The organism is Amycolatopsis sp. ATCC 39116 (assembly GCF_000231075.2).
Lineage (GTDB): Bacteria > Actinomycetota > Actinomycetes > Mycobacteriales > Pseudonocardiaceae > Amycolatopsis_E > Amycolatopsis_E tucumanensis.
Genome location: NZ_AFWY03000028.1, coordinates 25,882 through 39,686, shown reverse-complemented (window position 1 = coordinate 39,686; position 13,805 = coordinate 25,882). Strand labels below are relative to the sequence as shown.

The 13,805-nt window shown below is 72.6% G+C and carries 13 protein-coding genes; 4 read left to right on the top strand and 9 right to left on the bottom strand.

Going from position 1 to position 13,805, the window contains the following annotated elements; all coding sequences use genetic code 11:
- The first annotated feature begins 36 nt into the window (after positions 1-36).
- The gene (locus AMY39116_RS0325150) at positions 37-498 is read left to right on the top strand and encodes an STAS domain-containing protein (RefSeq protein ID WP_235716219.1); all 462 of its coding nucleotides are present in this window, start codon (positions 37-39) and stop codon (positions 496-498) included.
- A gap of 18 nt (positions 499-516) precedes the next feature.
- Here AMY39116_RS0325150 and AMY39116_RS0325145 read toward each other — a convergent pair whose 3' ends face one another.
- Positions 517-2,367 carry a DNA/RNA non-specific endonuclease gene (locus tag AMY39116_RS0325145; RefSeq protein WP_020420385.1) on the bottom strand — a complete coding sequence of 617 codons (1,851 nt, stop codon included), beginning with the start codon at positions 2,365-2,367 and terminating at the stop codon, positions 517-519.
- A 1-nt stretch (position 2,368) separates the two neighbouring features.
- Positions 2,369-3,139 carry a hypothetical protein gene (locus AMY39116_RS0325140; RefSeq protein WP_020420384.1) on the bottom strand — a complete coding sequence of 257 codons (771 nt, stop codon included), beginning with the start codon at positions 3,137-3,139 and terminating at the stop codon, positions 2,369-2,371.
- 122 nt (positions 3,140-3,261) lie between these two features.
- On the opposite strand from AMY39116_RS0325140, the gene rnhA reads away from it, so the two are divergent.
- Positions 3,262-3,720 carry a ribonuclease HI gene (rnhA, locus tag AMY39116_RS0325135; RefSeq protein WP_020420383.1) on the top strand — a complete coding sequence of 153 codons (459 nt, stop codon included), beginning with the start codon at positions 3,262-3,264 and terminating at the stop codon, positions 3,718-3,720.
- Positions 3,721-3,996: 276 nt separating this feature from the next.
- On the opposite strand, the gene AMY39116_RS0325130 is transcribed toward rnhA, so the two are convergent.
- Positions 3,997-6,183 carry a geosmin synthase gene (locus AMY39116_RS0325130; RefSeq protein ID WP_020420382.1) on the bottom strand — a complete coding sequence of 729 codons (2,187 nt, stop codon included), beginning with the start codon at positions 6,181-6,183 and terminating at the stop codon, positions 3,997-3,999.
- A gap of 262 nt (positions 6,184-6,445) precedes the next feature.
- Here AMY39116_RS0325130 and AMY39116_RS0325125 point away from each other — a divergent pair, with 262 nt between their 5' ends.
- Positions 6,446-7,093, top strand: coding sequence for a hypothetical protein (locus tag AMY39116_RS0325125; protein ID WP_020420381.1), 648 nt, complete (start codon positions 6,446-6,448; stop codon positions 7,091-7,093).
- Between the two features lie 8 nt (positions 7,094-7,101).
- Here AMY39116_RS0325125 and AMY39116_RS0325120 read toward each other — a convergent pair whose 3' ends face one another.
- The 6 genes from AMY39116_RS0325120 to AMY39116_RS0325095 all read right to left on the bottom strand — a co-directional run bounded on the left by AMY39116_RS0325120 (position 7,102) and on the right by AMY39116_RS0325095 (position 12,664).
- Positions 7,102-7,608: a DUF664 domain-containing protein gene (locus AMY39116_RS0325120; RefSeq protein ID WP_027936214.1), complete on the bottom strand. Its 507-nt coding sequence runs from the start codon at positions 7,606-7,608 to the stop codon at positions 7,102-7,104.
- Positions 7,609-7,617: 9 nt separating this feature from the next.
- A complete protein-coding gene (locus tag AMY39116_RS0325115) occupies positions 7,618-8,364 on the bottom strand; it encodes an ABC transporter permease (protein WP_020420379.1) in 747 nt (248 codons plus the stop codon).
- Positions 8,365-8,410: 46 nt separating this feature from the next.
- The gene (locus AMY39116_RS0325110; RefSeq protein ID WP_039791744.1) at positions 8,411-8,905 is read right to left on the bottom strand and encodes an MmpS family transport accessory protein; all 495 of its coding nucleotides are present in this window, start codon (positions 8,903-8,905) and stop codon (positions 8,411-8,413) included.
- A 145-nt stretch (positions 8,906-9,050) separates the two neighbouring features.
- Positions 9,051-9,755 (bottom strand): MgtC/SapB family protein, encoded by a 705-nt coding sequence (locus AMY39116_RS0325105; RefSeq protein WP_020420377.1) that lies wholly within the window; start codon positions 9,753-9,755, stop codon positions 9,051-9,053.
- A gap of 10 nt (positions 9,756-9,765) precedes the next feature.
- Positions 9,766-11,256, bottom strand: a complete 1,491-nt coding sequence (locus AMY39116_RS0325100; protein ID WP_020420376.1) for an FGGY-family carbohydrate kinase — start codon at positions 11,254-11,256, stop codon at positions 9,766-9,768.
- Positions 11,249-12,664 (bottom strand): L-fucose/L-arabinose isomerase family protein, encoded by a 1,416-nt coding sequence (locus tag AMY39116_RS0325095; protein ID WP_020420375.1) that lies wholly within the window; start codon positions 12,662-12,664, stop codon positions 11,249-11,251. The genes AMY39116_RS0325100 and AMY39116_RS0325095 overlap by 8 nt, the downstream gene beginning before the upstream one ends.
- 110 nt (positions 12,665-12,774) lie before the next feature.
- On the opposite strand from AMY39116_RS0325095, the gene AMY39116_RS0325090 reads away from it, so the two are divergent.
- The gene (locus AMY39116_RS0325090; RefSeq protein ID WP_020420374.1) at positions 12,775-13,755 is read left to right on the top strand and encodes a LacI family DNA-binding transcriptional regulator; all 981 of its coding nucleotides are present in this window, start codon (positions 12,775-12,777) and stop codon (positions 13,753-13,755) included.
- Positions 13,756-13,805: the final 50 nt, after the last annotated feature.

Genomic DNA, 13,805 nt, shown 5'->3' with positions numbered 1-13,805 from the left:
GACAGGCGCTCGCCGCGCAGTGTGGAGGCCGTGCTCATGGCTTCTCCGGAAACCCGCTCCGCCCCCGTCACGCAGGGGGCCATTCCGGTTCCCCGATCGACCCAGGCCCCGGACGCCGGCGCGTTCACGGTCGACGTGTCCCAGCCCGCGCCGCACACCCTGCTCGTCGAGGTCGGCGGCGACGTCGACCTGGCCACCGCGCCTGAACTGTCGGCGGTCATCGGGCACCGCTTGCGCGGGCCGGTGACGCTGCTCGTACTGGACCTGTCCGAGGTCACCTTCCTCGGCACGGCCGGGCTGACGGTGCTCGTCGAGACCCAGCAGGCCGCCGCGCGCCGCGGCGCCGCCCTGCGGGTCACCGGCACCGGCGCCCGCCCGGTCGAACGCGCGCTGCGCGCGGCGGGGATGCTGCACAGCCTGCCCGCCGCCGACGAGCCCGCCGAGGACATCGTGCTGCGGCACGTCGCGGAGCAGAACGTCGGGCGGGCGCCCTGGTGACGCCGCGGGCGTGACGCCCTAGAGGACCAGGTCCGCGGGCCCGCCGACCTCCTTCGCGGTCGTCGCCGATTCCTGCTGCCCCAGCGGATCCGCGTCGCGGAGCGGGCCGAACGACAGCCCGGTCAGGTCCTCGATGCGCCGGACCGGCACCTGGAACGTGCGGTAGGCGCCGTAGGAGAACTCGGCCGCGGCCTCCAGGCCCTGCAACAGCTTTTCCTGGCTGAGCAGGTAGCCGGTGGCCGACAGGCTGCCGTCCTGCCGGACCATCGCCACCACCTTGAAGAACTGCCGCGGCAGCTGCACGCCCCGGTACTGGTCGTCGTCGGCGGCGAACACCGGGCCGGTGACGACGCTGACCCGCAGGTCCCGGTTGTCGGCGTTCTCCAGGACGTAGTCCTCCAGCCCCGCCCACGTCGTGCGGTTCTGGTTGAAGTCCTCGTGCTGCGGCGTGCAGTTGGTGAAGTGGAAGGTGTCGTCGTTGGCCGACTTCGCCGCTTCCCGCGACGGCCCCCACGCCGGGTCGAGCCGGCGCACGAGGTGCCCGCGGTCGAGCGGGTTGTCCGCGTAGACCGGCTCACCGGTCTGCTCCTCCTCCGGCACCCGCGGATCCAGCGACCACTTGTCCTTCTCGCGGCGCAACCGGACGCTCGTGGCGCCGTCGATGTTGACCGCGGTGAAGAACGCGAGCCGGCGCTGCTTGTTCAGCACCACGCTGAAGTGGTGGTAGGGCAGCACGTGCTTCGGCTCGCTCGTGGCCTGCCGGTTCACCGCGGCCAGCGGCGCCAGGTCCGGGGACAGCTCGGGCAGCGGAACCCGGTGCCCGGCCAGGAAATCCGGGTCGTAACCGGACCGGTTGCCGTAGTCCGGGTCGATGCGGATGGCCTCGGTGACGGGAGCGGCCACCACCGGCGACGGCTCGCCGAACACGCCGGCCAGCAGGGCCTGCTGCTCGGGCGGGAACGTGCGGGCGCGCAGGGCGGCCAGCAGGCGGCTGACGCGCACCCCCTCGTTGACGACGCCGCCCAGTTCGCCCTGCCGCGGCGCGGCGACGCTGGCGTGGTGCAGCGCCACGATCTCCCACTGGTCGTTGAAGACCGGCGAGCCCGACGAGCCCGGTTCGGTGTCCGTCTCGTAGTGCAGGAAACGCTCCAGCACGTCGACGATCCGGTTCTCCCGCAACGCGATCTGCTTCCGCTCGCCATTCGGGTGCTGCACGATCGTCACGTAGTCGCCGACGATCGCCTTGCCCTCGGCCTCGACGAGCCGGTTGAACCCGAACGCCGCGAGTTCCGCGGCGGTGGCCCGGACCGCGACGAGCGCGAAGTCCAGGCCCTGGTCGGCCGCGAAGAACCGCTTCGGGTCCAGCGCGAACAGCCGCACCGGCAACGGCAGGCCGTCGGCGCCGTCCTGGTAGTCGAACTCGACGACGCTGCACGCGGCGGTCGCGGCGTCGGCGAGCACGTGGTGGTTGGTGAGCAGCAGCTCCGGCGACACCAGCGATCCGGTGCCGTAACCGCGCAGGCGGCCGCGGTCGTCGCGGATGGAGATGCGGCCCACCGCCTTCGCCGCGCGCACCCCGCCTTCGAGGTAGCCGACACCGAGCAGGTCGTCGGTGCGGATGATCCGCTCCAGCACGGTGCCCGCGTCGCGCAGCGCGCCCTCCTCCCCCTCCGCGATCGCGACCGGGTCGACCGGGCGGACGTCCGGGCGGGACCGGCTCAGCCGGTCGATGCGGGTGGCGACCCGGCCGGGGTCGTCGGCCCTGGCGAGCCCGAACGGCTCGGCCAGGATGGCGATCTTGCGCAGGCGTTCGTCCTCGCGCTCGTGCACGCGCTTCTCGACCGCGTCGCGGTCCGGGTAGGCGGTCATGTCAGCGGTCCGTCGGGATCGCGACTTCGCCGTCTTCGCCGATGAGCCGGTCGAGGACTTCGTCGGGCATCCACACCCGGTGCGGGTAGTTGCCGCCCCAGGAGTTGAGGATCGGCACCGCGTTCAGCTCGTCGGCGCGCGAGTTGGCGAGCACCTGGCGCACCTCCGCGGCGGAGGTCGCCCAGCGGAACGCGAGGATCCCGTCGGCCACGTCCGGCTCGTAGCCGGCGCGCTCGCCCGAGTCGTCCCTGGCGAAGTCCTCCTGCCAGTCCACGTGACCGGCGGCGACGAGCACTTCGGCGGCGGCGCGGACGGAGGTGCCCTCGTCGTCGCCGGGGTTGGTCTGCGGCCACTCGTCGCGTTCCTTGGCGCGGTCCCACAGCCAGCGCGCGGCATACAGGCCCTTGTTCAGCAGGGTCATGCAGCGCGACCAGCCGAAACCGACGCACGCGCCCTCGCTGCCCTGGTCGTAGAAGCGGTACCAGTCGTCGGTGTCGGGGCTGCCGCCCGGTTCCAGGCAGACGCAGTGCCCGCCCCGGATGGCGCCGAGGTCGCGGCGGTGGCCGATGAAGATCTCGCCGGACCGCTCGTCGCGTTCCGGCTCGTCGAACGCCTCGTACCAGTTGACGCCGATCACCACGGGCACGGCGCTGGGGCGGTCCACCTCCGGCAGCGCGGTGATCGGGTAGTTCTCCAGGTGGCGCCAGTCGTCCGGGATGTAGCGGCCGAGCCGCCCGTCCAGGGGATCGCTGCCGATGGGCCGGTAACGCATGATCCACTCCCGCGGGTGAGTCCGGAGGGCCTCCTCCTGGAGTCGCGCCCGGAGCGCGGAAGTTACTTGATCGGGTGTGGCCGTGGGGTGAACGATTCGTTGCCGCTGCTACGCTTCCGCACGTGCAGGAGGACGGGCCGGTCGTGGACATCTACACCGACGGCGCGTGCAGCGGGAACCCCGGGCCGGGCGGCTGGGGCGCGGTGCTGCGCTACGGGCGGCACGAGAAGGAGCTCTACGGCGGCGAGCCCGGCACGACGACGAACAACCGCATGGAGCTGATGGCGCCGATCCGCGCGCTGGAGGCGCTGACGCGGCCCTCGGTGGTGCGGGTGTACACGGACTCGAGCTACGTCCGCAACGGCGTCACGCAGTGGATGCCGCGCTGGAAGACGAACGGCTGGCAGACGGCGAGCCGCGAGCCGGTGAAGAACGCGGACCTGTGGCAACGCCTGGACGCGGCGATCGGCGCGCACGAGGTGCAGTGGCACTGGATCAAGGGGCACGCCGGACACCCCGAGAACGAACGCGCGGACAAGCTCGCCGTGCGCGGCGCGAAGGAAGCCGCCGGGCGCGGGTGATTTCCCCCGCGAAGTGATCCCCCGGCGGAGGGGTGACTCTCCCGGCGCGGGTGATCTCCCGGCGGGGGTGATTCCCGGCGGGGGTGATTCCCGGCGGGGGTGACTTCTCCGGGAGTGATCTTGCTCGGGAGCTGCCGCTCGGCGTGAACGGTCTCCCGGACGGAGGCTGCTCGCCACTGCCCGCGCCGCGCCAGGCGCGACCGCGCCGCCCTCGGCAACTGATCGCCCCGGCCTGAACCACCCGCCGCTCACCCCCGCCCGTGGCCGCGCGGGGCGTCAGGCCGAGGCGGCCCGGAAGCGGTCGGCCAGCCGGAGGGCCGACATGCCGAGCCCGGCGGGGAACGCCGGCGCCGCGGGCGTGGTCAGGCGCTTGAGCTCCGGCTCGGTGTACCGCACGCACTGGCGGTGCCACTCGAGGATGCCCGACATCCAGTCCTTCAGCTCGTCGGCGTGGCGGAGGAGCGCGTCGCGGGCGGGCTGGTCCAGTTCGGCGTCCTCGAAGAGCTGGGGCAGGTCCGTGGCGAGGATGTGCTCGAACTGCCGCATTCGCGCCGTCATCAGGTCGTTCACCACGTCCCGCGCAGCGAGCCGGTCCAGGCCGAGGAAGTGCTCCACCACCAGCACCATGTTGTGCAGCTCGCCCTCGAACTCGATCTCCTTCTGGTAGGAGAACAGGTCGTTGGCGAAGCACGCGTAGTCCTGCGCCGCGGTCTCCAGCTCACGCAGCGTCCTCGTGCCGAACAGCTCCGGCGGCACCTCGGTCAGGTGCGTGATCCGCGCCAGGCTCATCGTCATGTCCGAGCCGAACGTGCGCCGCCGCATTTCGACGTAGTCGATCGGGTCCGGGATGCGGTTCTGCGCCTGGTTGGCCAGCTCCCACACCCAACTCGCGGTCATGTCCTCGACCGCCTTCCGGAACACCCGCCGCGCGTCGCCGCTCAGCGGGGTCGCCGTGCGCCGCCACAGGTCCTGCAGGCCGCGCTCCAGCGGGGTCAGCGGCTCCGGCGTCTCCCCCGCGTCCAGCGGCATGAACAGCGACAGCCGGTCGTTGGTCACCTTCGCGGCGGGCACGTTGCGGCCCGCGCCGAACACCGCCGGGAAGTAGTCGTCGCCGTAGGTGCCCCACGCCAGCCACGCCGTGGACAGGTGCAGCTCGTCCGGATCGGCGTCGGCGTGGATCATCGACGCGCAGTGCGCCAGGTCGATCCCGCGCAGCCGCTCCTCGTCCCACACCCCGCCGGCCTCCACACCCGGCACCGAATCGTAGAAACCCATCTCCCGGCACCACTGCGCGTTCTGCTCCCGCGCCTCCTCCAGGTGCGGGCTCATGCGGAACGCGTACGGCATGTAGATCTCGGGCAGCGGCAGGTGCCCGACCTTGGTGAACGGCACGTGGTCGCGCTGCTGCCTCCGGGTGCGCAGGACCGGCCCGGCGGTGAGCCGGCTGGAGCCGCCCTCGGCCGCGCCCTCGTTCATGTACCGGCTGGACCTCGCGTGCCACTCGTGACCGCCGGACTGCCAGTCCTGCAGCCCCTTCACGTACGCCCCGACGGCGATCTGCTCGTGCGGCAGGGCCGCGTGCTCGGCCAGCAGCGCGGGCACCTCGACCAGCGCGGTGTCCTCGAACTGCTGCAGGCGCGACGTCAGCAGGTCGTTGACCAGCTCGGCCGCCTCCTGCGTGGAACAGCCGAGGAACCGTTCGAGCACCAGCACGGCGTTGGAGTTCTCGCCCTCCTCCCGCACCTCGCGCTGGTAGGAGAACAGGTCGTTGCGCAGGTGCACGGCGTCGGCGAACGTGTCGGACAAGACCTCGACGGGCCGCGTCGCCGACAGCCGGTCGGGCACCTCGGCCCGCACGGCGTACTCGACCAGGTTCGCCGACCACGGCGCACCGCCGACCCGCCGCCGCATCTGGATGTACTCGATGGGGTTGGCGACGCGGCCCAGGTCGATGTTCGCCAGCTCCCACATCGACTCGACCATCAGGTTGTGGGTGCTCAGCGTGAACCGCCGCCGCCACCCCTCCGACATCGCCGGGATCGTGCGTGCCCACAGGTCCTTCAGCCCGGCCTCGGCGGGGTTCGCCGGCTCCGGCGGCTCCTGGCCGGGCGCGGTCATGAACAACTCGAGGCGGTCCAGGTACTCCTTCGCGCCGGCCATGTCGCGGGAGTACTTGAACTGCTCGAGGAAGTGGTCGTCGAAGAAGAACACCCAGACGTACCAGTCGGTGATCAGGTCGAGGGCCGGGCCCTCGCAGTCCGGGTGCGTGTAGGCGCACATGAGGGCGTAGTCCATCTTGGCCAGCGCCGCCTCGGTCCACACCACACCTCCGCCGGGCTTGGCCGCGTCGAGCATGCCCATGCGGCGCGCCCAGTCCATGCTGTGCGCGCGGGTGCCCTCCAGGTTCGGGTTGATCCTGGCCGGATGGGGGACGTAGAACTCGGGCAGAGTGAAGGCCTGCATGTCTTCGACGGTGCCACCGGTGATCGGTTGGCGGCAACGGCCAGGTGAGCGATCCGGGGTCCTGTTCGGATGAACCGGCGAGAACACCCTCGGTTGCTTCCTTGTCCTGTTTGGACAGTGCCGGTTTTGTCAGTCGCGACCAGCGGTTCTTTCGGGGATACCGGGAGCATGTGAAATCTCGCCGGAATTCGGGACTGGGCCATTCGAGCGATTTCGCCGCGAACGATGAAACCAATGGGGTGAAGCGGCGACTATTTCGGCCATGGTCCGCACGATCAACGGCACGAAGCGCCCCTTCGGGGAGGACCGCCCCAAGAAGGGCGGCAAGGCGGTCGTCGCGGCCGTGGCGGTGGGTGCGCTCGCGGCGGGCGGAGCCGGATTGACCACGGGCGGCGGCGTCACCGGCGGCACCGCCACCTCCGCCCACGGCAAGTCGGCCGGCAAGGACGCCGCCCGCAAGGGGCAGCGCGGCGAGGCCTGGAACCGCATCGGCCTGCGTCAGCTGCGGCAGGCCGCTCACGCCGCGACGGCCTGCGGCTCCCACTCCTACGGCCAGGTCCAGCAGTTCTTCCGGAAGCACCCGTGCCGCAAGCTGGACCGGCTCCTCCTCGCCATCGGCGACACGCGCGGCAACACCGTCGTCGTGTCGATCGCGTGGGTGCGCATGCCCACCGCGAGCACCGCGGCCGAGCTCAAGGAGCTCGCCGACACCGACGGCACGGGCAACGTCGAGCCCCTCGCGGCCGGCGCGCTCGGCCTCGCCGGCGTCGAGTTCACCGGGCAGTACTACGGGTCGCGGCGCGACGGCTCGCTCGTCGTCATCGCCGAGGCCGCTCCCGGTGGCGGGCGGCCGGACCCGGCGGCGATGGACGACGCCGCCGAGGTCGCGGCCGAGTTCCCGCCGCCCTAGCAGTACACCTAGCGCCGCTCCAGGACGCCGCGGATGAACGCCGCCTGCCCGGCGTGCTGGAGGTCGTCGGACAGGATGCTGACCAGCCGGACCCCGAGGGTGACCGGCGGGTCCCACGCTTCGTCGACCACGTCGTCCAGCCGGTCCTCGCGCAGCGAGCCCAGCCACGCGACCGTCGAGTCGTGCACTGCGTCGTGGTAGCCGGTGAGCAGCTTGGCCTCCGCGCGCACCGCGGCGACGTCCTTGGAGCGGTGCCCGTAGCCGGTCGCCGACGGCCGGAACGGCAGCCCGAACCGCTCGTGCCACCCCTGCTCGCTCCACACCTGCGGCGTGCCGGCCAGGTCCGCGATGTGGTCGTCCTGCACGCGCGTGAGGTGCCAGACCAGCCACGCGATCGAGTTGGCGTCCTCGTCGAGGCGCTCGGCCAGCTGGTCCTCGGTCAGCCCGTCGACGGCCTCGTGCACGACCTCCTGGATGCGGCCGAACCCGTCGATCACCAAGTCCGCAACAGTCATGCCCCCACGCTAACCGCGATCGACGAGTCCCGCCGCCACGAGCTGGACCGCCACGAGCACGGCGATCGCCTCGGCGGCCAGCAGCCCGATCAGGACCAGCACCTGCGTCACCCCGGCCTGCACCGGGCTGGCCCCGCCGAGCAGCACGCCGACGTACGCGCCGGGCAGGGTCACCAGGCCGACCGTGCGGGTCTGGTCGAGCGCGGGGATCAGCGCCTGCCCGGCGCTGGGACGGCAGATCTCCAGCGCGGCCGCTCGCGGCAGGAAACCGAGCGCGAGGGCGGCTTCGTACTCGCCGTGGCGTGTGGCCAGCTCGTCGAGGGCGCGGCGGGCGGCCTGGGACGTCGCGCTCATGGCGCCGCCGATGACGATCCCGGCGATCGGCACCACCGCGATCGGCTCCAGCGGCACCACCCCCGACCCGAGCACCAGCGCGAGCACCGGGAGGACACCGCCGGCCAGCGCGACGGCGATCCACGGCGCGCGGCGCAGCGGGAGCCCGACGCGGCGGGCCGAGGTGACCGCGGCGACGGTGAACATGAGCAGCACGAACAGCCCGGTCAGCCAGCCGGACCGGAGCACGGCGGTGATCAGCAGCGACACCGCGCCCAGCTGGACGATCGCGCGACCGGCCGCCGTCGCGACCGCCCACCCCGGCCCGAGCCGGCCGAGCCACACCGCGAGGGCGCCCACCGCGACGAGCGCGGCGAGGACGACGGCCAGCACCGGACCGGTATGCAGGGTCGCACCGTTCACGAGGTGATCGTGCCCCACGGCGATCGCGGGAGGCGGCCCGGACGGGTCAGGGCAGCGACTTCGAGCAGCGCACCATCCCCTGCGGCGCCGACACGGACCGCTCGCTCACCACGACCCCGTCGACGATGATGCGGCACGTCAGGGTGCCGCCACCGGCGTTCTGCGCCGTCAGGCTGAAGTACTGGTCCGAGCCCTGCGGCCCGGTGCGCTCGATCGACACCGACCACGGGGTGTCCGTTTCCAGGACCTGCGCGATGTCGGCGCCCTTCGCCACGTACGTCACGTTCAGCGCCCCGGCGCCGCCCGTCAGCTCGTACGTCACGGCGTAGGACACCTGCGGCACGGGCGCGACCGGCGCCACGACCGGCGCGCTGGCCCCGCTGAGCGACCCCACCGACGGGTCGGCGGACCGCTGCCCGGCGACGAGCAGCGAGGTGAGGCCGACCGTCAGGACCACCCCGAGGGCGGCGAACACCGCCATCGAACTGGCCAGCGGCCGCCGCGGTCCCGGCCCGGGACCCACGGTGGGAACAACACCCATGGCGTCGTCTTCTCTCGGCTCACCGCGCTTCCACCGAGCGCGTCAACCATTCCTCGCAAGCCGAGCGTCAATCGTTACCTGGCGGGTACATCACCGTCCGCTTTTCACCCGCTCGGGGTAGTGCAACCCCGCTGACCTGCGACTTCTACTCGCTCGTGTCGTCGATCGCGCCGGTCTCGACGGCGAGGATCCCGGGCTGCTCGGCCAGCCTGGCGAGCAGGTCGTCGACGCCGCGCGGCCCGAGCAGCCGCATGCTCAGGTCGATCACGCCGCCGGAGTCGCGGCGGTTGGTCAGGGCCTGCTGGACCGAGTAGCCGGAGCGGGTCGCCAGTTCCAGGATCCGGCGCAGCGCCCCCTCGCCGTCCCGGTAGGCCAGCCGGACCGTCGTCGTCGCGGGGCGCCGGCGCGTCAGCAGCCGCACCAGCGGCGGGTAGCCGTAGACCACCACGAAGTGCGCCGCGGTGACGACCACCGCCAGGAGCGGCAGCCCGGCCGCGCACGCGCAGCCCACCGCCACGCTCATCCACACCACCGCCGCGGTGGTCAGGCCGCGCACCACGTCGCGCCGCACGAAGATCAGCCCGCCGCCGATGAACCCGATCCCGGACACGATCTGCGCCGCCACCCGCGACGGGTCCAGCACGATCCGCCCCGGCTCGAGCACGTCGGTGAAGCCGTACTTGCTCACCAGGAGGAACAGCGCCGCGCCCACCCCGACCAGCGTGTGCGTGCGCAAGCCGGCGCTCTTCTGCTTCAGTTCGCGTTCCAGGCCGATCAGCGAGCACAGCACCAGCGCGAGCACGAGTTCGCCGACCTGCTGCCAGCCCTGGCCCGAGGGTTCGGAAAACACCCGGCCAAGGCTAGTGCCCGCTCTCCCGCTGACGCTCGGCCAGAAAGTGCGTTATGTCCTTTGTGGAGGGGTAGAGTTCGCGGTACCGCGTATAAAACCGGTCATAGGTGTCCACCGCGGCCGGATCCGGGCGAACCGTGCTCGCCACCGGGTTCCAGCGCGTGACGTCCGGTTCCGCGCCGATCGCGACGGCCGCCAGCAGCGCGTCGCCGAACGCCGCGCCGATCGTCTCCGCGGGCACCTGCTGGTCGGCGCCCGTCACGTCGCTGACGATCTGCGTCCACAGCCCGCCCTGCGTGCCGCCGCCGACCGCGACCAGCCTGCGCGCCGCGCCGCCGGAGTCGCGCATGGCCTCCAGGTTGTGCCGCACGCCGTAGGCGATGCCCTCCAGCGCGGCGCGGTAGATCTCGCCGATGCCGTGCGAGGTGGTCAGCCCCGCCAGCACGCCGCGGGCGTCCGGGTCGAACAGCGGCGTGCGCTCGCCCGCGAAGTAGGGCAGCATCAGCAGGCCCCGGCTGCCGGGCGGCACCTTCGCGGCCTCGTCGACCAGGGTCGCGAAGTCGCCGCCGACGAGCCGGCGCAGCCAGTCGGTGATCGCGCCGGAGGTCGCCATCCCGGCCGCCAGCGAGTACGTGCCGGGGAAGGCGCCGCACGTCGTCCACAGGCCGGTGTGCGGGCGCGGGTCGGCCAGCACCTGGATGAGGAACATCGTGGTGCCGTACATGACCATCGTGTCGCCCGGCTCGGCCACGCCGACGCTGGCGGCCTCGGCCCACGCGTCGACCGTCCCGGCCGTGACCGGGAGGCCCTGCGGCAGACCGGTTTCCGCCGCCGCGGCCGCGCTCACCACACCGGCCACCTCGGTCGGCCACACCAGCCGCGGCATCTCGACCCCGGGCGCGCACAGCGCCGCCCAGTCCGCGGCCCAGTCCCCCGCGCGCAGGTCGTACATCGGGTCGCACTGGCTGGCCGAGTGGTGGTCCAGGACGTACTCGCCGGTCAGCCGGTGCACCAGGTAGGAACTGCACATCAGGAACAGCCGGGTGCGCCGGAACACCTCCGGCTCGTGCCGGGCGAGCCAGCGCCACTTCGGGCCGACCGCCTGCGACGACAGCGCCGTGCCCGCGCGCTCCACAATGGATTCCGCGCCGAGCTCCGCGGTCAGCTCCTCGATCTCCCGGGAGGCGCGGGTGTCCACGCCGTACAGGATGGCCGGCCGCAGCGGGGTGCCGTCGGAGTCGGCGGGCAGCAGCACCGGCCCGATGCCACTCACGGCCAGCGCCGCCGGCTTCCGGTCGCCGGCCGCCGCCACCAGTTCCCGGGTCAGCGCCAGGAAGTCCTGCCACCACACGGTTTCCGCGTCGTGCTCGACCCAGCCCGGGTGCGGGCACGAGGTGTCGTGCGCCCGCGACGCGCGGGCCACGATCTCGCCGTCGCGGGTGACCAGGACGCCCTTCGAGCTGGACGTCCCGATGTCGATGCCGAGCAGCAGGTCAGTCACGGGACCACTCGTGCACGTCGACGCCCAGCAGGCCGGCCGCGGCACGCAGCTCGGCGCGGCGGTCGCCCGGGATGGCGTGGATGTGGTTGGCCCCGAACCGCGACAGGAACGTCTCGGCGGGTGCGTCCAGGCGCGCCCACGCGTGCGGCCACTCCGGCGTGGACTGGCGCATCAGGGACTCGTTGGTCTCGTCGTCGTAGTTCTCGAACTCGCCCAGCATCAGCTGCAGACGGTACTCCCCCGCCTGCCGGGTGAGCCGTCCCAGCGTCATCTGCCCGGGCGCGGCGATGTGCTGGACCGACGCACCGCCCGCGGGGAAGAAGAACACCTCCGGGTAGAAGTGGACCTTCGCCAGGTTCTCCGCCGGGTCGTCGCTGCGCGCGGCGTACCAGGTGGCGTGCTGGCCGGAGTTGCACAGGTCCCAGATGTCGCGGTCGGCGTGGTAGTGGCGGACGTCGGCGAACAGCACCGGGTCGCCGGAGATCTTGTGCATGAGCTGCATGGTCAGCGCGCCGTCCATGTCCGCCTCGGTGGCGGTGACGTGCACCGGCTTGGGGCCGTTCCAGTCGTAGGGGTCGTTGAGGAAAGCCTCGGTGACGTCCATCGTGGCGAAGTGCTCGGTCAGCTCCGGCTGGCCCTTGATGCCGGAGAAGTCGAGCTTGCGCTCGTCGATGATGTCGCGGATCGCCAGGTACGACCGGATCTGCCGCTCCAGCAGCTCGGGCGTGAGCTTCTGGCCGTCGTAGTGGACCCCGGCCGCGTGCTCCTCGATCCAGCGGCGCGCCTTGGCCGCTTCGCCGACGTCGGCCTTCTCCGCGCGCAGCACCAGCTCGTACTGGTCGATCTCCTCGACGTCGACGCCGAACTGGCGCATCCACTGGTCGGTGTTGGCGACCGCGGTGTTCATGCCCATCGGGCGGCCGCCGAAGCGGCCGAAGGTGGACCCGCGCAGCGACGCGACCGCGGCGGCGGCCCGCGCGTGCGCGCCGACCCGGCCGGCCAGGTCCGCGTCGTCCGGCGCGCCCCACAACCGGGTGTGGGCGCGGCCGATCTGGTCCAGCGCGCCGCCCGCGGCGAGCATGCCGACCAGACCCGGCTCGGTCGGGTCGGTGCTGGCGACCAGGATCAGCGGGCTGCGCGTGGCGTCCGCGGCGAGCATCGTGAAGTGCGGGAAGCTCCACACCGCGTAGTAGAAGATCGTGACGTCCACCCCGGCGGCGGCGACCTCGCGCGCCACCGACGTGGCCAGCGTGTTGGTCGCGACCAGGTCCCGGCCCGCGACCACCTCGTGCCCCGCCGCGGTCAGCGACCGCACGAGCTCGTCCTGTTTGGACTGGATGAACCGGGCGTTGCGCGCGTGCACATGGTCACGCCCGTCGGAAATGCTGATCACGCCGATGCGGGCCACGCTGCCTCCTAGGGCGGGTAATCGATTACTCAAGACGCTATTCTGGACCCCGGACGGTGTCAATAGCCGCCCGTCCACCGCGTGAGCGGCGAGGAAGACGGGAGGTCGCGGTGGCGACCATCAGCGATGTGGCGCGGCGCGCCGGGGTGTCCACGGCCACCGTGTCGCGGGCGCTGAACGGCGTGTCCACAGTGGATCCGGCGCTGGTCGCCAGGGTGCGCGCGGCCGCGGAAGAGCTGGGCTACCAGCCCAACGGGCTCGCGCGGAACCTGCGCAGGCAGGAGACCGCGGTCCTGGCGCTGATCATCTCCGATGTGGAGAACCCGTTCTTCACCGCGATCGCCCGCGGCGTCGAGGACGTGGCGCAGACGGCCGGTTACTCCGTGGTGCTGTGCAATTCCGACGAGAGCGCCGAGAAGGAGCGCCGCTACATCGACGTGGCGCTGCAGGAGCGGGTGGCCGGGGTGGTGATCTCGCCGACCGACGAGTGGGCCGGGGTCGAGATGCTGCTGGGGCGCGGAACGCCGGTCGTCGCGGTGGACCGGCCGCTGCGCGCGGGCACCGGTGATCAGGTGCTGGTCGACAGCCGGGCCGCGGCCAGGGCGGCGGCCGAGCACCTGCTGGCGGCCGGTTACCAGCGGGTCGGGTGCGTGACCGGGCCGGCGGGGGTGCGCACGGCCGACGACCGGCTGGCGGGGTACCGGGACGCGCTCGGGCGGCGGAAGCGGCGCGAGCGGCGGGCCGAGTACCGGGCGTCCGGCGGCGAGGCGGCGACGCGTGCGCTGCTGGCCGAGGCGGAGCCGCCCGACGCGCTGCTGGTGGCCAACAGCGCGATGGCGATCGGCGTGCTGGAGGCGCTGCGGGCCGCCGGGCTGCGGCTGGGGCGGGACGTCGGGGTGGTCGCCTTCGACGACGTCCCCTGGGCGACGCTCATCGACCCGCCGCTGACCGTCGTGGCCCAGCCGGCGTACGAGATCGGCGCGGAGGCGGCGCGGCTGCTGCTGGCCCGGATAGCCGATGGCTCGCTGCCCCCGACCGCGACGACGCTGGAGGCGCAGCTCATCGAGCGGGGCAGCAGCCACCGCGCCTGACGGGGTTCGTTTCCGGCGGCGATCCGGGGCCGTCCCGCCGCCGGGGCGAC